General features: G+C 64.4%; 16 protein-coding genes. 9 read left to right on the top strand and 7 right to left on the bottom strand.

Annotated features, from left to right (window positions below; translation table 11 throughout):
- Positions 1–711 (bottom strand): IclR family transcriptional regulator, encoded by a 711-nt coding sequence (locus C404_RS32845; RefSeq protein WP_021192932.1) that lies wholly within the window; start codon positions 709–711, stop codon positions 1–3.
- Positions 712–881: 170 nt separating this feature from the next.
- Between C404_RS32845 and C404_RS32840 the strand changes: the two genes are divergently transcribed.
- The 8 genes from C404_RS32840 to C404_RS32810 all read left to right on the top strand — a co-directional run bounded on the left by C404_RS32840 (position 882) and on the right by C404_RS32810 (position 8856).
- Positions 882–1580, top strand: a complete 699-nt coding sequence (locus C404_RS32840; protein ID WP_021192931.1) for an RraA family protein — start codon at positions 882–884, stop codon at positions 1578–1580.
- Entirely contained in the window at positions 1580–2527 is a 948-nt protein-coding gene (locus C404_RS32835) for an NAD(P)-dependent oxidoreductase (RefSeq protein ID WP_021192930.1), read from the top strand. The genes C404_RS32840 and C404_RS32835 overlap by 1 nt, the downstream gene beginning before the upstream one ends.
- 5 nt (positions 2528–2532) lie before the next feature.
- Positions 2533–3483 carry an SMP-30/gluconolactonase/LRE family protein gene (locus C404_RS32830; protein ID WP_021192929.1) on the top strand — a complete coding sequence of 317 codons (951 nt, stop codon included), beginning with the start codon at positions 2533–2535 and terminating at the stop codon, positions 3481–3483.
- A gap of 56 nt (positions 3484–3539) precedes the next feature.
- Entirely contained in the window at positions 3540–4913 is a 1374-nt protein-coding gene (locus tag C404_RS32825) for an MFS transporter (RefSeq protein WP_021192928.1), read from the top strand.
- A 75-nt stretch (positions 4914–4988) separates the two neighbouring features.
- Positions 4989–6314: an MFS transporter gene (locus tag C404_RS32820; protein WP_021192927.1), complete on the top strand. Its 1326-nt coding sequence runs from the start codon at positions 4989–4991 to the stop codon at positions 6312–6314.
- A gap of 2 nt (positions 6315–6316) precedes the next feature.
- Positions 6317–7249, top strand: coding sequence for an amidohydrolase family protein (locus C404_RS32815; protein WP_021192926.1), 933 nt, complete (start codon positions 6317–6319; stop codon positions 7247–7249).
- Positions 7250–7362: 113 nt separating this feature from the next.
- Positions 7363–7494: a hypothetical protein gene (locus C404_RS60835; protein WP_021192925.1), complete on the top strand. Its 132-nt coding sequence runs from the start codon at positions 7363–7365 to the stop codon at positions 7492–7494.
- A 159-nt stretch (positions 7495–7653) separates the two neighbouring features.
- Positions 7654–8856 carry an ABC transporter substrate-binding protein gene (locus C404_RS32810; RefSeq protein WP_021192924.1) on the top strand — a complete coding sequence of 401 codons (1203 nt, stop codon included), beginning with the start codon at positions 7654–7656 and terminating at the stop codon, positions 8854–8856.
- A gap of 72 nt (positions 8857–8928) precedes the next feature.
- Here C404_RS32810 and C404_RS32805 read toward each other — a convergent pair whose 3' ends face one another.
- Positions 8929–9684, bottom strand: a complete 756-nt coding sequence (locus tag C404_RS32805) for an SIMPL domain-containing protein (protein WP_021192923.1) — start codon at positions 9682–9684, stop codon at positions 8929–8931.
- A gap of 185 nt (positions 9685–9869) precedes the next feature.
- Between C404_RS32805 and C404_RS32800 the strand changes: the two genes are divergently transcribed.
- Positions 9870–11174 (top strand): O-acetylhomoserine aminocarboxypropyltransferase/cysteine synthase family protein, encoded by a 1305-nt coding sequence (locus tag C404_RS32800; RefSeq protein ID WP_021192922.1) that lies wholly within the window; start codon positions 9870–9872, stop codon positions 11172–11174.
- Positions 11175–11223: 49 nt separating this feature from the next.
- On the opposite strand, the gene C404_RS32795 is transcribed toward C404_RS32800, so the two are convergent.
- The 5 genes from C404_RS32795 to C404_RS32775 all read right to left on the bottom strand — a co-directional run bounded on the left by C404_RS32795 (position 11224) and on the right by C404_RS32775 (position 17276).
- Positions 11224–11958 carry a hypothetical protein gene (locus C404_RS32795; RefSeq protein ID WP_021192921.1) on the bottom strand — a complete coding sequence of 245 codons (735 nt, stop codon included), beginning with the start codon at positions 11956–11958 and terminating at the stop codon, positions 11224–11226.
- Positions 11959–12064: 106 nt separating this feature from the next.
- Entirely contained in the window at positions 12065–13438 is a 1374-nt protein-coding gene (locus C404_RS32790) for an amino acid permease (protein ID WP_021192920.1), read from the bottom strand.
- A gap of 97 nt (positions 13439–13535) precedes the next feature.
- Positions 13536–14021 (bottom strand): hypothetical protein, encoded by a 486-nt coding sequence (locus tag C404_RS32785; protein WP_152524391.1) that lies wholly within the window; start codon positions 14019–14021, stop codon positions 13536–13538.
- 22 nt (positions 14022–14043) lie between these two features.
- Positions 14044–15981, bottom strand: coding sequence for a S8 family serine peptidase (locus C404_RS32780; protein ID WP_031328753.1), 1938 nt, complete (start codon positions 15979–15981; stop codon positions 14044–14046).
- A 284-nt stretch (positions 15982–16265) separates the two neighbouring features.
- On the bottom strand, positions 16266–17276 hold the full coding sequence (locus C404_RS32775; RefSeq protein ID WP_021192917.1) for a helix-turn-helix domain-containing protein: 1011 nt from the start codon (positions 17274–17276) through the stop codon (positions 16266–16268).
- Between the last annotated feature and the right edge of the window lie 48 nt (positions 17277–17324).

Raw genomic sequence — 17324 nt, 5'->3', positions numbered from 1 at the left:
TCAGCGGCCGTAGATTCGCTCGCACAGCGCCGCACTTGCACCGAGCTTGCGCGACAGGTCGGACGCCGCCTGCAGCTGCAGCGCGACGACGTCACCGGAGGTGCGCGCCGCTTCGAGCCGGGAGGCCGCGCCAGACAGCGTCAGCGCCGCCATGAACTTGTCGCCGGAGCCGAAGACGGGCGTAGCAAACGCCGCCGTGTGCTGGTCGCGCGCGCCCGAGGTGAAGAGCGGCAGGGCAGGCGCTTCGTCATACAGCGCTTCGCCCAGGCCCCAGTAGCGGAGCACGTGGCTGATGGCCGTGTCGTCCAACGGCAGCGAGGTACCGGGCAGGCGCGTCTCGCGCAGGCCCTCCGATGGCTCCGCGCGGAACAGGCACAGCCGCCGGCCGTGATCGATGACGTAGTACGATGCGCTCTCCCGTGTGGCCGCCGCCAGCGCATGCAGCACCGGTTCGACCACCGACGACAGGTGGAAGGACTGCTCATAGAGCTTGCCCAGATACAGCAGGCGAGGCCCGAGCGAATACGCGCCAGACTCCGAGCGAATGACATAGCTCATGCGCTCCAACGAGTTCATCAGCCGGTACACCGTGGTCTTGTGCATGCCTGAGGCTTGCGCCAGGGCTGCGAGTGACAGCGCTTCCGCCCCCGGCTTGAAGCAATCCAACAAGGCCAGCGCCTTTTCCACCGCGGCGACGCCGTCGTTTCCCATTCCCAACTCCCTGAACTGATGAACAGGATGATTGTACTGTGTACAACGCAGTTGTATAGGGCGGACGGGTAAACGCTAGTGGATGGCTTCGATTGCTATGGCTATAGTGGTTTCGCTCAGTACACCACTGTTGTACATAGTACAACGCTAAAGACAGAGGCAGGCTTTTCATGAGTACCCCTTCGCATACCACTTCCACCATCGTTCGCGACATCGAGCGCGTTTCCCCCCACCTTGTGGAGGCGGCTGCCCGCTTCCAGGCCGCCATCCTGGCCGACGTGGCTGGCCGCCGCGGCACGTTGAACAGCCGCGTCAAACCGCTCGCACCGACGATGAAGGTGGCCGGGCCGGCCGTGACGGTCGAAGTCCGCCCCGGCGACAACCTCGCCATCCACGCCGCCCTGGCCGTTGCCAAGCCCGGCGATGTGATCGTCGTGGATGGCAAGGGCGACCAGAGCTGCGCGCTCATCGGCGAGATCATGGCCACGCAGGCGCACGCCACGGGTATCGCCGGGTTTGTGATCGACGGCGCGGTGCGCGATTCGCACGAACTGGCGCACGGCACGTTCCCGATTTTTTCCGCCGGGCTCAACCCGTGCGGGCCGACCAAGAGCGTGGCGGGGCGCGTGAACCTGCCGGTGTCTGCTGCCGGCGCGACCGTGCACCCCGGTGATCTGGTGGTGGGCGATGCGGACGGCGTGGTCGTCATCCCGCGTGAAGACGTCGAGCGCATTCTCGTGCTCGCACAGAAGAAGGTGGATGCGGAGGCCGCGCGCATCGCAGCCATTCGCAAGGGCGACACGCGCCCGGGTTGGCTGGAGAAAGAATTGCGCGCTGCCGGCATGCTGGCCGAAGGCGAGGCACTGTGATGAGCGCGTCTGCACACAAGCCCGTTGTACTGGTGACGGCGGCCGATCTGGCGCCGCAGGCGCTCGATATGCTGAGCGACTTCGAGGTCGTGTTTGCCGGCAAGCAGCCCACCGAAGATGACATCGTCGCGCTCTGCGCGCGCCACAAGCCGGTGGCGATCATCGTCCGCTACGGCAAGGTCAACGCACGCATCATGGATGCGGCCGCCAACCTGCAGGTGATTTCCAAGCATGGCAGCGGTATCGATGTGATTGACCAGGACGCCGCCGCAGCGCGTGGCATTGCCGTGCGCGCTGCCGTGGGCGCCAACGCGGCGGCTGTGGCCGAGCATGCGTGGGCGCTGATTCTGGCGTGCGCCAAGGCCGTCCCACAACTCGACGCGCGCATGCGTGCCGGGCATTGGGATAAGGCGACGCACAAATCGGTCGAACTCGATGGCCGCACACTGGGCCTGGTCGGCCTGGGCGCGATCGGGCGCCGGGCGGCTGCCATCGGGGTGGCGTTCGGCATGAACGTGATCGCGTTTGACCCGTATGCGAAGGAAGCGCCGGCCGGTGTGAAGCTGGTCAGCCTGGGCGAGCTGTACGCACAGTCAGACGTGGTCTCGTTGCACTGCCCGCTGACTGCTGAGAACCGCAAGATGCTGAACCGCGATGCGTTCAGTTGCTTCAAGCCGGGCGCGATCCTTGTGAACACGGCGCGCGGCGGGCTCATCGACGAGGCCGCATTGGCGGAGGCACTGGCCAGCGGCCAACTCCGTGCGGCCGGGCTCGACAGCTTCGATGTGGAGCCGATGACCACGCCGCACCCGTTCCAGGACATTGCGAACGTCATCCTGTCGCCGCACATCGGCGGCGTGAGCGACGCGGCTTACGTGAACATGGGCAAGGGCGCGGCGGCCAATGTGCTCGCGGTGATCGAGGAACGCGCCCGCACGGCGGCGTGATAGCCATGTTCCTGCTCTCGCCACCTGTTGTGCGTGAAGCTGAAGTCTTCACGCGCATGCCGGCCAAGTTTCGCAAGCCCGATGTCCAGACGGACTGGGCACGCGCCAATCGTGGCGGGCAAGCCACCGACTCCTTCCTCGAAGGGCCGGTGTGGTGCCCCGATGGCCAAGGTCGCGGCCATCTGTACGTGACCGACATTCCGCATGGCCGCATCTTTCGCATCTCTGCTGCGGGCGATTGGGAGCTGGTGGCCGAGTACGACGGCGAGCCGAACGGCATGAAGTTGGTCGACGATGCGCACCTGCTCATCACCGACTACCGCAACGGGCTGATGCTGCTCGATATCAAGCGTGGGGAAGTCACGCCCTATCTGGAGCGCCGCAACTCGGAGCGTTTCAGGGGTGTGAATGACCTCACGTTCGATTCGCAAGGCAACCTGTATTTCACCGACCAGGGGCAGACGGGTTTGCACGACCCGACGGGTCGCGTCTATCGCCTGTCGGTGGACGGCAAGCTCGACATGCTGCTCGGCAATTGCCCCAGCCCGAACGGGCTTGTGCTGTCGCCTGACGAGAAGGTCTTGTACGTCGCCATGACACGCGGGAACTGCGTGTGGCGCGTGCCGCTGCAGGCCGATGGCTCCGTCAGCAAGGTGGGGCAGTTCTTCACGTCGTACGGCCCGAGCGGCCCCGATGGTTTGACGATCGACACGGCAGGCCGGTTGTTCGTGGCCAACCCTGGTCTCGGCCGTGCGTGGGTGCTGAACCACCGCGCCGAGCCCGAGGTGATCGTCACCAGCCCGGAAGGAGCCTCGCTCACCAACCTGTGCTTTGGCGGCCCTGACATGAAGACGCTCTTCATGACGGAGTCGGTGTCCGGCACCGTGCTGAAAGCCGAGATGGACGTCGCCGGCCCGCTGCCGCATCGGGCAAAGCAGGCCAGGCCCCAGCACTAGCGCATCGATACGTAACCCCTAGCGCTCACAGAAGCGCGATGGAGGAGACCATGCAAATGTCCCAGACCTTAGGCACCCTGCGCGCCACCAGACCCTCCGATGGCGCGGACGTGCGCGCAGCTGCCACGCTGCCCGACGCGGACTACCAGGCGAGCGAACGCACGCTCGCCAAGGCGTTCCGCCGCATCCTGCCGTTCATCTTCGCCTGCTATGTGATCAGCTATCTCGATCGCACCAACGTGGGCTTTGCGGCGCTCACCATGAACAAGGACCTTGGCCTGACCGCCGAGCAGTTCGGGTTCGGGGCGGGGCTGTTCTTCATCGGCTACTTCCTGTTCGAGATTCCGAGCAACCTGATCATGCAGAAGGTAGGTGCGCGCATCTGGATCGCGCGGATCATGATCACGTGGGGCCTCTTCTCGATGGCCACGGCGTTTGTGGTCGGGCCCAAGAGTTTTGCAGCCGCGCGCTTCCTGCTGGGCCTGGCCGAGGCCGGGTTCACGCCGGGCATCTACCTGTATTTCACGCACTGGTTTCCCGGCAAGTGGCGCGCCAAGGTGACGGCCGCATTCCTGGTCGGCATTCCGGTGGCGAACATGATCGGCTCGCCGATTTCCGGTGCGTTGCTGGAACTCGGCGGGCTGTATGGCCTGCGCAGCTGGCAGTGGCTGCTGCTGATCGAAGGGCTGCCTGCCGTGGTGCTGGGTATCGCGTGCCTGTTTGTGCTGGCGGATCGCCCGGAAAAGGCTACCTGGCTGAGCGATGACGAAAAGGCCGTGCTCGCGCGCCGCCTTGCGCTGGAGCAACGCGACATCGCCAGCAAGCACGGCGCGAGCCTGCGTGACGCCATGACCAACTGGCGCGTGTTCGTGCTGGCGTTCATCAACTTCTGCGGCATCGTCGGTTCCATCGGCGTGGGCCTGTGGATGCCGCAGATCATCAAGCAATTTGGTGTCGGCCATGCAACGGTCGGGTGGCTGACGGCCATTCCGTACGCCTTGGGCGCGGTCGCCATGCTGTGGTGGGCGCGCATGGCGAACCGCGCGCAGAGCTGCATCCCGTATGTGGCGGGCGCGCTGGTGGTGGCGGCGGTCGCGCTGGCGGCCAGCACGGCGCTGGATGCGCCCGCGCTCAAGCTCGCAGCGCTGTGCCTGACGGTGAGCGGCATCCTTGCATTCCAGGCCACGTACTGGGCGATTCCCTCCAACTTTCTGACCGGCCGTGCGGCGGCGGGCGGCCTGGCGCTGATCGTTTCCGTGGGCAACCTGGGCGGCTTTGTCGGCCCGTCGATGATCGGCGCCATCAAGCAGTTTTCGCATGGCTTCACGGCGCCGCTGCTGGCGGTGTCGGCTGTGCTGCTTATCGGCGCGCTGGCCATCGCCTGGCTGGGCGACCCGGGCGCCGATGCGGGCGAAGCGGTCGCCCATTGATGGCCTGATCGCAGTACCTTTCTTTCTGCACACCCAACAGCGCCGCAAAACACACGACGGCGTCAGGAGACATACATGCAAGTGACGGGCAGTACCGGTGTGACCGATCTCGAACAGCGCACCCTGCGCAAGGTGGTCTGGCGGCTCGTGCCATTCCTTATGGTCTGCTACCTGCTGGCTTTCATCGACCGCGGCAACGTGGGCATGGCCTCATTGCAGATGAACCATGACCTCGGGCTCACAGCCAGCGTGTTTGGGTTCGGCAGCAGCCTGTTCTTCGTGTCGTACTTCTTCTTCGAGGTGCCGAGCAACCTTGCGCTGCAGCGCTATGGCGCGCGTATCTGGATCGCGCGGATCATGATCACGTGGGGGCTGGTCTCGGCCGCAACGGCGCTAGTGCGCGGGCCGGCCTCGTTCTATGCGCTGCGCTTCTTGCTGGGCGCGGCAGAGGCGGGATTCTTTCCCGGCGTGCTGCTGTATCTGTCGTACTGGATTCCGGCCACGCACCGTGCGCGCATCGTGGCGACGTTCATGGTGGCGATTCCGGCCGCGAGCTTTATCGGCTCGCCCATCTCGGCCGCGCTGCTGCAGATGGATGGCTTTGCCGGACTGCGTGGCTGGCATTGGCTGTTCCTCCTCGAAGGCATTCCGACAGTGCTGCTGGGCATCGCCTGCCTGCGCTTGCTGACCAATCGGCCGGAAGAAGCCAAGTGGCTGTCGACCGAAGAGCGCAATTGGCTTACCAACACGCTGGCCGGTGAAGCGCGTGGGCCCAAGAAGGTCGCGCAGATGTCGCTGGCCAAGCTGTTCTGCAACCGTTATGTGCTGTGCCTGGCGCTGGTGGATGTGTGCGCGTCGGCCGCCGGCAGCACGCTGTCGGTGTGGCAGCCGCAGTTGCTCAAATCATTCGGGTTGACAGTCATGCAGACGGGGCTGCTCAATTCGGTGCCGTATGCGGTGGCATCGGTGCTGATGGTCTACTGGGGCCGCCGTTCGGATCGCCTGAAGGAGCGCCGCTGGCACACCGCCATCCCCATGCTGCTGATCGGGCTGGGTCTGTTTGGCACGTCGCTCAGCGGGTCGTTGATGCCGACCATGATGATGTTGTGCGCGGTACTGGTGGGCGCGTATTCGTTCAAGGGGCCGTTCTGGGCACTGGCCTCGGGCATGCTCTCCAACAGCGCGGCAGCAGCCGGGCTGGCCACCATCAACGCGATCGCCAACCTCATCGGCGGTGGCCTGATGGTGAACGTGTACGGGTGGGTCAAACAGTCCACCGGCAGCTATGCATTGGCGTTGATGCCGTTGGCCGTGCTGACACTGGTGAGCGTGGCGACGCTGCTGCTGTTGAGCCGGGCGAAGCCCGAAGGGCAGTTGCTGAACAAGACGGAGACGGCCTGACCATGCGCGCGTTCAGCAGAAGGCAGTTCCTGCAGATGGCAGGTGCGGGTGCCGTGGCAGCAGCGATGCCAGCGTTCGCAGAGGCCGACGAGGTGTGGTCCAGCGGCAGCGACAAGCCGGCATTCAAGCTGCCGGCCGGCGCGGTGGACTGCCACATGCATATCTACGACGACCGCTTCCCCAGCGCGCCAGGCACCACGCTCCAGCCACCCAACGCGAGCATCGAGCAGTACCGCAAGGTGCAGGCGCGCCTGGGCGTACAGCGCAACGTGGTCGTCACGCCATCCACCTACGGCACCGACAACCGCTGCACGCTGGACGCGCTCAAACGCTTCGGCCCCAACGCACGCGGCGTTGCGGTGGTCGATACGTCGGTCACCGACGCGCAGCTCACGGAGATGCACGCGGCGGGCGTGCGCGCCATCCGTTTCAACCTCAGCTATCCGGGGGCCACCACGGTTGACATGCTCGCGCCGCTGGCCGCGCGCATCGGCGCAATCGGGTGGCATATCGAACTGGTGGTGCAGGGCGCAAAACTGCCGGAACTGGAGCCCCATCTGCGCGCGCTGCCATGCCCGCTCGTCATCGACCACATCGCGCACGTGCCGCAGCCGGGTGGCATGCAGTCCGACGCCATGCGGACCGCGCAGCGCCTGGTCGACAAGGGCAACACGTGGATCACACTCTCCGGCCCCTACGTCGACACAAAGACTGGTGCCCCCGCCTATGCCGACGTCGAGCCGGTGGCCAAGGCGTTCATCGACATGGCACCCGAGCGGATGCTGTGGGGCACCGACTGGCCGCATCCGACCGAGAAGACGCACAAGCCTGACGATGCCGCACTGGTCGACACGATGGCCGTGTGGATCGGATGGGCCGATTGGCAGGAGATGATCTTCGTTGCCAATCCGGTCAAGCTCTACGGGTTTGTGTAATGCCGGAACTGCGCCGGCGGTGGCCAAAGCGGTCTCAATGTCCACCTGGCTTCCGGACCGCGGAGTTCGCCCGACGGCGGTGGTGGCAGCACCACGACCCTGGCCAGACCGAAATGGTGCTGGGTACCAATGTGCAGAACCAGAAGTCGTGGGTGATGGTGCGCATCAGCGGGTTGCCGCATATCGTTGATTTCAATACCGCCGCCATCAACGCTAACTCCACGGCAACAGGCATGTGCTTCTGAGCGCCGTACGGCGTATCGCAAACAGGCCACTGTCGACTCTCACTTGACAGTGTGTTTCGCACACCGGGGCTGTTCGCGACGGATGGTGTCGATACCATGTGCTCCAAATAGGTGCAGCCACTGGCATGCACCCACAACAAAACACACCAGGAGACACACATGCACGCACGCCGCGCCACGGCTGCGGTGGCTTTGGCCATCGCCTCAACCTTCGCTCACGCACAGGTTTCCGACGACAAGGTCAAGATCGGCTTCATTACCGATATGTCCGGTGTCTATGCCGATCTGGACGGCCCCGGCGGGCTGGAAGCCATCCGCATGGCGGTGGCGGACTTCGGCGGCAAGGTGCTGGGCAAGCCCATCGAGATCGTCTCGGCCGACCACCAGAACAAGGCCGACGTAGCAGCCTCCAAAGCGCGCGAGTGGATCGACCGTGAAGGTGTGGACGTGCTCTTTGCCGGCCCGAACTCGGCGGCGGGCCTGGCGATGAACCGCATCGCGGCAGAGAAGAAGCGCGTGTACATCAATCTCGGCGGCGGCACCCCGCGCCTGACCAACGAGGAGTGCACGCCCTACACCGTGCACTATGCGTACGACACCAACGCGCACGTGCGCGGCACCATCGGCGCATTGCGCAAGCAGGGCGTGAATTCGTGGTACCTGCTGTCGGTCGACTACGCCTTCGGCAAGGATATGGATGCCGAATCGCGCCGCGTGATTGCGGCGGGCGGCGGCAAGGTGGTGGGCGGCACCAAGCATCCGCTGGGCGCGCCGGATTTCTCATCGTATCTGCTGCAGGCGCAAAGTTCGGGTGCACAGGCCGTGGCGCTGGCCAATGCAGGCGGCGACACGATCAACGCCATCAAGGCCGCCAAGGACTTTGGCCTGGACAAGAAGATGCGCGTGGTCGGCCTGGTCATGACCATCGACGAGATCCACTCACTCGGCCTGCAGACCGCGCAGGGCATGCAACTGATCGACCCGTGGTACTGGAACTCCAGCGACGCCGCGCGCAAGTTTGGCGAACGTTTCTACGCCAAGTACAAGAAGATGCCGAGCGCCCTGCAAGCTGCCGATTACTCCGCCACGCTCACGTACCTGAAGGCCGTGCAGGCCGCCGGCACAGATGACTCCGATCGCGTGATGGCCAAGCTCAAGTCGATGAAGATCGACGATATGTACACCAAGGGCGGCTACGTGCGCGCTGACGGCATGATGATCCACGACATCTACCTGTTCGAGGTCAAGAAGCCGTCGGAATCGACGCGCCCGTGGGACTACTACAAGCTCGCGCAGACGATTCCGGGTGAGCAGGCGTTCAATACGCTGGCGGAATCAGCTTGTCCGTTGGTGAAGAAGTAGAGTGGGGTTTCCGGCAAAAAAAACGCGAGCGTGGTGCTCGCGTTTTTTGTTATCCGGCGTAGGAATTGCTGACTACTTCTCCAGGAAGTAATCGACCGACACCACCACGCGTACCTTCTTGTTCGGGTCCGACGCCGGACCACCACCACCTTCGCCGCCGTCCGGGCCTGTCCGGTCACGGTCAGCGATGGAGAAGAGCCCCTGGCTAGCACGACGTATGGCCCCGACCTTGCTGCCACTGTCCGCCGCAAACTGGGTGGCGGCTTCTCGCGCAGATTTGGTGGCTTCGGCCATCATGCCCGGCTTGATGGCGTTGAGCTGCGTGAAGAGGAACTGGGGCGACGTCTTGTCCCACGTGCCCTGGGAAGACAACACCACGCCAGCCGCAACCAGCTTGTCGGTCATCTGGCTGATCTTCTGCACCTTATCCACTTCAGCGGACCGCACGAGGATGGTGTGCTCGACCATGTAGCGCAGTTGCGTGTTCGCCTGCGCATAGTCGGTCGCCTGGCGGTCGACGACATGAACATCCCGTCCGACGATGTCCTTTGCGTTGATGCCGTTGTCTTGCAGGAAGGCCAGAACCTTGTCGCGGGCGGCATCCGCCGATTGGCTGGCCGTGGCCAAGTCGTTGCCGGCAACGCGAACCTTCAGAGGCCAGATTGCCAAATCTGCCGTCACCTGTTTTTCTGCGACACCGCGCACGGTGACAAAGCGCTCGCTCGGGCGGATGTCGCGCAGTGAGTGACCCAGGATCGCCGCGCCGCCGAGCAGGCCGACAGCCAGTCCAATGGCAATCGCAGTCAGTCCGGTTCTTTCGGCAGCCATGTCGACTTCTCCTTCAGGTGGGTGATCGGTTATGCGGGGCGGACGGGCAGTCTGGAGCATAAGCCACGCATCAGGCTGCCGCGAAGTTTCGAGGTAGGAAAAGAATAAGCAAAGACAAAAACGATCGTTTGTGCGCCGCAGGGCTGCCCATATGCTCGCCGGATCAACCCTCCGGAGACGCAACGATGACGCAGCCCACGACGTCCACCTCGCCCAACTGGAAACTCGACACCCTCGCCGTCCACGGCGGCTACAGCGCCGACCCGACCACGCGCGCAGTGGCGGTGCCGATCTACCAGACCGTCGCCTTTGCCTTTGACGATACGCAGCACGGTGCTGACCTGTTCGACCTGAAGGTCCAGGGCAACATCTACTCACGCATCATGAACCCGACCAACGACGTGCTGGAGAAGCGCGTCGCGGCGCTGGAGGGCGGCATCGGTGCGCTGGCGTTGGCCTCGGGCCAGGCGGCCGTCACGTATGCGATCCAGACGATTGCGGAGGCGGGCGACAACATTGTCTCTGCCAGTACGCTGTACGGCGGTACCTACAACCTGTTTGCGCACACGCTGCCGCTGTCGGGCATCACCACGCGCTTTGCTGACCCGCGGGACCCGGCCTCGTTCGAAGCACTGATCGACGATCGCACGAAGGCCATCTTTGCCGAGACGGTCGGCAACCCGTTGGGCAACATCACCGACATTGCTGCGCTGGCGGAGATTGCGCACCGGCATGGCGTGCCGCTCATCGTCGACAACACGGTGCCGACACCGTATCTGGTACGGCCGATCGAGCACGGCGCCGACATCGTTGTGCATTCGCTGACCAAGTACCTGGGCGGACACGGCACCAGCCTGGGTGGCGCGATTGTCGATTCAGGCAAATTCCCGTGGGCGAAGCACAAGGCGCGCTTCAAGCGCCTGAACGAGCCGGATGTGAGCTACCACGGCGTGGTCTATACGGAAGCGCTGGGTGATGCGGCGTACATCGGCCGGGCGCGCGTGGTGCCGCTGCGCAATACCGGCGCGGCGCTGTCACCGTTCAACGCGTTCCTGATCCTGCAGGGCATCGAGACGCTGGGCTTGCGCATCGACCGCATCACGCAAAACGCCGCACGCATTGCACGTCATCTTCAAGGGCACGCCAAGGTGGAGTGGGTCAACCATGCCAGCCTGGATGATCACCCCGACTACGCGCTGGCGAAAAAGTACCTCTCCGGCAAGGCACCGGGGCTGCTGACGTTTGGCGTGAAGGGGGGGTTTGCGGCAGGTGCGCGCTTCCAGGATGCGCTGCAACTGTTCACGCGATTGGTGAACATCGGCGATGCGAAATCGCTCGCCACGCATCCGGCATCGACCACGCACCGGCAGCTTTCAGAGGCGGAGCTGGCCAAGGCCGGCGTGCGGCAGGAAACCATCCGGCTGTCGATCGGTATCGAGCATATCGATGACCTGCTGGCGGATCTGGATCAGGCGTTGGCGCAAGCCTGATCCGTGGGCGAGGGCGGGCATGCCTTGTGCTGCCCGTCGCCCTCGCGGCTTATCGTGCGGTCAGTTGATACGACTCCAGCTCCGCCGTGAAGCGCTGGCTGCGTACGCCGCCGCTGTTGTAGTACTCCTCGATCGACTTCACCCAACGGCCCACTTCCGGCACGTACCACATGGCCTTGTAGGTGCGCCCGGTTGCCTTGCCTGGCTGGGTGCGTTGCACCTGCGTGACCATCGTGGTGCCACCTGCTGAGGTGTTGGCGGCTTGCGTCACGTTGCTCATCGGCGCCAGTTCCGCATTCCACTGGCCTTCGGCTTCGATCTTGATGGCATTGAATTTGCCAGCAGGCACTTCCACGGTTTCGTAGCCGATCACCTTGTAATGGGTGTCCAGCTGCTCAACCGTGTGGGCCTTGTTGGGGTTGTGTTCGGTGAAGGACACGTCCCAGGTCTTGCCAGGTTGCAGGGGGAACGCGAGCGAGCGGTTGACCGTGGTTTCCTTGCCATCCACGTTGCGGATGCGGCTCCAGTCCGTGCCGGCAATGACTTCAACCGGCCCGGTCGGTGCGCCCTTGGCCTGGACGGTGTAGTAGATGCTGGATGACGTGGTTCGCACAACGGTGATCGTGTCGTGCGATTGCTTCCAGCCGGAAGGCCCGGTCTCGACGGTGTTCTGATACGTCCATTGATCACCACTCTTGACGACCGGCGCATCGGCGGACTGCGCCGCGGCAATCAGCGGCATGGAGAGGGCAAGAGAGGCGACAACCAGCTTGGCCGAGATCATGGTCAGGAGTGCGCTAAGCGTTTCGTAAGATTGCGATCCTATCTCACAACCCCGCCAAACGCGTGTCAGCCGGGCCATCAAGAAGAGGGGTGTCGCGCCCGAGCGACTACTTGCGCCGCACCCAGCGGAACACCACCGCCATCACCACCAGAAACGGCACCCCCACCACCAGCGTCATGCGGAAATCTGCCATCCATGCCGTGCTGACGATGATGACCACCATGGCGACGGCGCCAATGAGGGTCAGCACGGGGTAGCCCCACATGCGGAACCGCAGCGTGCGCCCTTCACGCTCCACTGCACGACGGAAGCGCAAGTGCGTGACGAAGATGACGAGCCACGTGAACAGCGCGCCGAACATCGCCAGCGACATCATCAGCAGGAACGAGTGGCCGGGCAGCACCACGCTCAGCACCGCCGCCAGCGCCGCGCCGGAGCTGGATACCGCCAGCGCGCGCAGCGGTACGCCGCGATTGCTCACCACACCCAGCGCCCCTGGTGCCTGCCCGCCGCGCGCGAGGCTGAACAGCATGCGCGTGGACACATACAACTGCGCGTTCATCGACGACAGCGCCGCGGTCAGCACCACGAAGTTCATCACACCCGCACCGCCGGCAATGCCCAGGATTTCCATGACGCGCACGAACGGGCTCTTGCCGGTGCCGGCCTCCTGCCAGGGCACCACGGCCAGCATCAGCGCCAGCGTGCAGAGGTAGAAGAACACCAGCCGGAACAGCGTGGAGCGGAACGCGCTGGTGGCAGCGGCCTCGGGCTCGCGAGCCTCACCGGCGGCCACGGCAATCAGCTCGATGCCGAAGAAGCTGAAGATGCTGACCACCGCGCCAAACCACACGCCAGACCAGCCGTGCGGCAGGAAGCCGCCCGCATCCACGTAGTTGTGGAAACCGATCGGCCCGCCATCCGGTGCGCGATAGATGGCATAGCTCGCCACGGCCAGAAACGCGACGATGGCCACCACCTTGATCATCGAGCACCAGTATTCCGCCACGCCAAACACGTCGACGCTGCTCGCGTTGATCCACACCAGCACCGCCGAGAACCCGACGATCCACACCCACGCCGGCACGCCCGGAAACCAGTACGCCATGTACACCGCCACCGCTGTCACTTCCGCGCCGATCACGAAAACGACCGCTGCCCAGTACGCATAGCGCACCAGGAAGCCGGCGAGCGGGCTGACGTAGTGCTCGGCATAGGCACCGAACGAGCCGGTGGTGGGGTGCGCGACGACCATTTCGGCCAGGCAACCCATCAGCAGCAGCGCGATGACCGCGCCGATGGCGTAGCTGGCAATCACGCCGGGGCCGGCCAGTTGGATGGCTGCACCACTGCCCAGGAACAGGCCGGTGCCGATCGCGCTGCCGATGGCGATCATGGTGAGTTGCGCGGAAGAAAGACGGTGCTGCAAGCCGCCTTCGCGTGCGGCGAGTGCTTCAAAGCTGCCGGAGGCCTTGGTCATGGTGCGAGGCTCGGTAAAAGGTCGGGATGATACGCCCTCATGCAAAACGCCCCGCTCGGGGCGGGGCGTTTGTTCAATTGCATGCCGGTTGGGCGGATCAGCGCGCCACGGGCTTGGCGTACTGCACCGGCACATCCACCCGCGCTTGTGGCAGCAGCTTCTTGAGCAGCGCACGTGCATCCACCGCGTCCTGGAACGATGCAAACCGCAGCGTGCTGATGCTCGTGTGGCCGTAGTACTCCGCCGATACGGGCGTGACTGCCAGCCCCGCCACCGCCTGGCGCACGCTGTCGACCGCCACCTGCGAGACGACGACCTCGTTGCGGCTCTCGCCGACCACGCCACGCTCGTTGGCCACTTGCGTGACGGCTGCAGAGGTGGCGCCTGCCGACTTGGTGCGTGTACCACTGGAGAGCACCTTGAACGACTGCGATTCGATCTGCACCACCGGTGCGCTTGCATATTGCGCCAGCTCCTGCGTCGTCAGGTGCTTGCCGACCACCAGGTCTGCCGCCTGGCATGCCGAACCCATCGAAAGGAGCGCCGCCAGCGCCACGGTTTTCATAACAGTTGGATTGATCATGTTGAAAGGTCTCCGAGCATGCTTACTTGGCGGCAATCACGCGATACTCCACGGCCAGCGGCGTGGCCAGGGTCACGGTGTGCGTACCACCCTGCGGCTGATAGGTCGAACAGGTATTGGTTGGCACGCCGCTCACGGCGTAGACCTCCCACGTGCCGGCCGCGTTCTCGCCATAGAAGGCATAACTGCCCAGGCCGTACTTGTTCACGGCACTGGCGCCGTTGTTGTAGTAGCCGTTGTACGGCAAGGACAATGCCGACACCGTGCCTGATGGCGATTTCACGAAGAAGCCGACACTGCCGACACACACCGAGCCCGACACGCGCAGTTGCAGCGCATCGACCTTGTCGCTGCCCGACACGTTGAATTGGCCCAGCTTCTGCACCGAGCCGTAGTTCAGTTGGTTGACGTTGCCAAAGGCCGCTGCAAAGTCCGGTACCGAGAGGGCGGCAGGTTTGTACGCGGTGTATGCCTTGGCCATCTTGACGGCTGCCGAAGCATCCACCAGGCCGAAGCCGTACCACGTGGAGTAGGCGTAGCCGGCACCATTGGTTTGCCAGCCGTAGTCCAAACGCGCCGTGGTTGCGCCGTCGACCAGGGTGGTGCTGGTGTCGGCCGTCAGGGTGCCGCTGGTCAGATCCACCTTGGCGTTGCGGTTGTCGCGGCTGCCGTAGTTCGGGTCGATCTGCCTGGCGGTGGCGCGCAGGATCTCACGCACATCGCGCCAGGTCAGGTTCGGGTTGGCCGACAGCATCAGCGCGACCACGCCGGACAGTGTGGGTGTGGCCGCCGACGTGCCGTTCATGCTGGAGTAATCGCATTTGGCATTGTCTTTGGTGTTGGTGGCCGATCCGCCGGTCGCAAACTCATTGGTTCGGGTCACGCCATTGCGGCTGTAGCCGCGCGCGCAGCCGGAAAGATCGGTCGAGAAGATCTTTGGGCCCGATCCGACCTCGCCGTACTTGCCGCCTTCCCCGAACTCACCGCCCAGCCCCGTGATCCAGTTGACGGAGCCTGCGTTGGAGTAGCTCGACTTGACGCCAAGTGCATTGGCCGCGCCGACGACGATGACGCCCGGCTCCAGCGCTTCAGGATCGTTCGCCGGATTTTCGCAGCTGATCAGGCCGGCCTGACCGCCCAGCGTGGGGCACTGGCGTAGCGGCTGACCCGTCACGCTAATCTCTTCGTACTCGTTGCCCGACGCCTTGAGCATGACCAGTCCTCGCCCGCCACGCAGATTCGGGAAGGCGCGCACGGCTGCTTGGGTGGAGGTTGCGGTGTCGTACTCCAGGGGCGCGATCGGGTTCTCGCCATACGAGGCATTGATGATGTGACCGTTCTTCGACCATGGAGCGCCGCCGTACGCCTTGGGAATGTCTTGGTCATTGACCAGAAACCGCGCACCACCCAGCGTCGCGCGCGGTGCGATGCCCATCACGCCCTTGCCGTTCTGCGCACCGGCAATGATGCCTGCCGCGTTGGTGCCGTGTGCAGCGTCCACGTTGGCGGGAATATCTGCCGGCGTTGGGTCATTCGAGCCATCGTCGAAGTTGTACGTCATATCCGAGTTGGCATTGGCGTACAGGTCTTCGTTGTGCACGTCGATGCCGTCGTCCAGCACCAGCACGTTCACACCCTGGCCTTTGATGCCGGCCCTGTGTGCATCTTCCACGTTGATGTCGGTCGTGCCGTTGGCGACCAGGCCGAATGCCGCAAAGAAGCTCGTTGCCTGCTTGAGCGCCCATTGGTAGGCGTACAGCGGCTCGGTACTGCCGGTCTGGCAGGCGTACTTGGCGTCTACGCCGGTTTCAGCGCAGGTGGATGCCGGTGGCGTATTGCCGCCGGTGTTGCCGCCGCCATTGGTTGCCGTGTTGGTTCCCGAGTCCCCACCGCCGCATGCGGCCAAGGCCACCGTGGCGAACAGCGTCAAGGCAAGCGTCTTTCCCGTTATGTCTTTCACGAGACCCTCGTTTTGTCGTTGTGTGTTGTGCAAGGCGCAGATGCTTGCGCCGTTCCGACCTGTTCGACGAAGCGAGAGCACGAGGGCCGTATTTGCCGCAAGCGCGCAGGCGCCAATCAGGTCGGGCCGGATGCTCGCATGCACGCTGGTAGCGGTTCAATGAAGAACGCCGCGCCGGCCGTGAACTGGTACGGCCGTCGCGGGAACCTGTCAGCGCGTCTCAGGGCGAGCGCGCTTCAAGTCTTGGGATGGGATTGGGAGGGAGGGGTAGCTGCGCGTGTGTTTCAGCGCATCTGTATGACCCATGTCCGCCAGTCTTTGTGCTGCACGAACGGCAGCGCAGCGGCACGGCCTTCCTGAGCCAGCATGCGCGTCTCACGTGGCGACATGCCCGACGCCCGGCGATACGCGCGTGCAAAGTTGGATGCGTCGGAAAAGCCATAGGTCTGCGCGATCTCGGCCACCGAGCGATGTGCCTGCGAGCGATTCGCCAGGATCGCGTGACATTGCCGCAGGCGCTGCAGGCGCAGGTAGTTGAAGAAGCCGCCTTCGCGTTCAAACAGCCGGTAGAGCGTGGCGCGCGAAACACCAAACTGCGCGGCAACTGCCTCGGGCGTGAGGGTGAGGTCGGCCAGGTTGTGCTGTATGTGCCGGCAGATCGATGCGAACAGGCTTTCCTTGACGGCCGTGGCATTGGCTTCTGTCACCTGGCAATTGATGGCTGCGGCCGCCAGTTGCAGCGTGCCCGGAATGATGGCTTGCGCTTCTGCGGCACTCAGTTGTCCGGCGGTTCGATACAGGGCGCACAGGTGGTCGCGCAGCAGGCCGACCATGGGCGCATCGCCGCGCAACAGGCGCATGCTCAGTTCGTCAGGCGACCGCAGTTCCGGCGCCAGCAGGCGCCGCGGCACGACCAGGCTCAGGAAGCGGCTGTCGCTGGTGCTGGTGGCCAGTGGCTGTGCGGCATCGACGATGAACAGATCTCCTGGCCGGGTGACGGTGCCACCGTCACGCTGTCCGCAACTGCCTTCGAGGTAGTACTGGAGCACGTAGACGTCTACGCCGTCACGCCCGAGCTTGGAGCGCGAGCGGTCGTAGTGTTGTGCCTGCGCGCTGATCATGCCCAGCCCCGCCTCGCCGCACAGATAGGCATCCACGCTGGCGCGAAAGCCGTGCGATTGCGGTGCGGCAGACCGGGTGTCGAACAGCACGTTGATGGCCTCTCGCCACGCGGCGAACTGATGCTCGCGCGGGAGTGCACTCGTATCGAAATGAGAATGCGGGGGTTTGTTCATGGCCGGTTCCTCGGAGCCACCATTGTGCAAAACCCTTGCGTGATGGTG

Origin of the sequence: Ralstonia sp. AU12-08 (assembly GCF_000442475.1) — a bacterium.
GTDB classification, from domain to species: domain Bacteria; phylum Pseudomonadota; class Gammaproteobacteria; order Burkholderiales; family Burkholderiaceae; genus Ralstonia; species Ralstonia insidiosa.
The sequence above is the reverse complement of the archived record's forward strand: the minus strand, read 5'-3'. Positions and strand labels throughout refer to the sequence as shown.

What these genes read in the sequence shown, in the direction of transcription:
- C404_RS32830 (WP_021192929.1), top strand. Translation starts at nt 2,533, where the DNA reads ATGTTCCTGCTCTCGCCACCTGTTGTGCGTGAAGCTGAAGTCTTCACG.
- C404_RS32790 (WP_021192920.1), bottom strand. Translation starts at nt 13,438, where the DNA reads ATGACCAAGGCCTCCGGCAGCTTTGAAGCACTCGCCGCACGCGAAGGC.
- C404_RS32775 (WP_021192917.1), bottom strand. Translation starts at nt 17,276, where the DNA reads ATGAACAAACCCCCGCATTCTCATTTCGATACGAGTGCACTCCCGCGC.
- C404_RS60835 (WP_021192925.1), top strand. Translation starts at nt 7,363, where the DNA reads ATGGTGCTGGGTACCAATGTGCAGAACCAGAAGTCGTGGGTGATGGTG.
- C404_RS32815 (WP_021192926.1), top strand. Translation starts at nt 6,317, where the DNA reads ATGCGCGCGTTCAGCAGAAGGCAGTTCCTGCAGATGGCAGGTGCGGGT.
- C404_RS32795 (WP_021192921.1), bottom strand. Translation starts at nt 11,958, where the DNA reads ATGATCTCGGCCAAGCTGGTTGTCGCCTCTCTTGCCCTCTCCATGCCG.
- C404_RS32820 (WP_021192927.1), top strand. Translation starts at nt 4,989, where the DNA reads ATGCAAGTGACGGGCAGTACCGGTGTGACCGATCTCGAACAGCGCACC.
- C404_RS32845 (WP_021192932.1), bottom strand. Translation starts at nt 711, where the DNA reads ATGGGAAACGACGGCGTCGCCGCGGTGGAAAAGGCGCTGGCCTTGTTG.
- C404_RS32800 (WP_021192922.1), top strand. Translation starts at nt 9,870, where the DNA reads ATGACGCAGCCCACGACGTCCACCTCGCCCAACTGGAAACTCGACACC.
- C404_RS32785 (WP_152524391.1), bottom strand. Translation starts at nt 14,021, where the DNA reads ATGATCAATCCAACTGTTATGAAAACCGTGGCGCTGGCGGCGCTCCTT.
- C404_RS32810 (WP_021192924.1), top strand. Translation starts at nt 7,654, where the DNA reads ATGCACGCACGCCGCGCCACGGCTGCGGTGGCTTTGGCCATCGCCTCA.
- C404_RS32840 (WP_021192931.1), top strand. Translation starts at nt 882, where the DNA reads ATGAGTACCCCTTCGCATACCACTTCCACCATCGTTCGCGACATCGAG.
- C404_RS32825 (WP_021192928.1), top strand. Translation starts at nt 3,540, where the DNA reads ATGTCCCAGACCTTAGGCACCCTGCGCGCCACCAGACCCTCCGATGGC.
- C404_RS32835 (WP_021192930.1), top strand. Translation starts at nt 1,580, where the DNA reads ATGAGCGCGTCTGCACACAAGCCCGTTGTACTGGTGACGGCGGCCGAT.
- C404_RS32805 (WP_021192923.1), bottom strand. Translation starts at nt 9,684, where the DNA reads ATGGCTGCCGAAAGAACCGGACTGACTGCGATTGCCATTGGACTGGCT.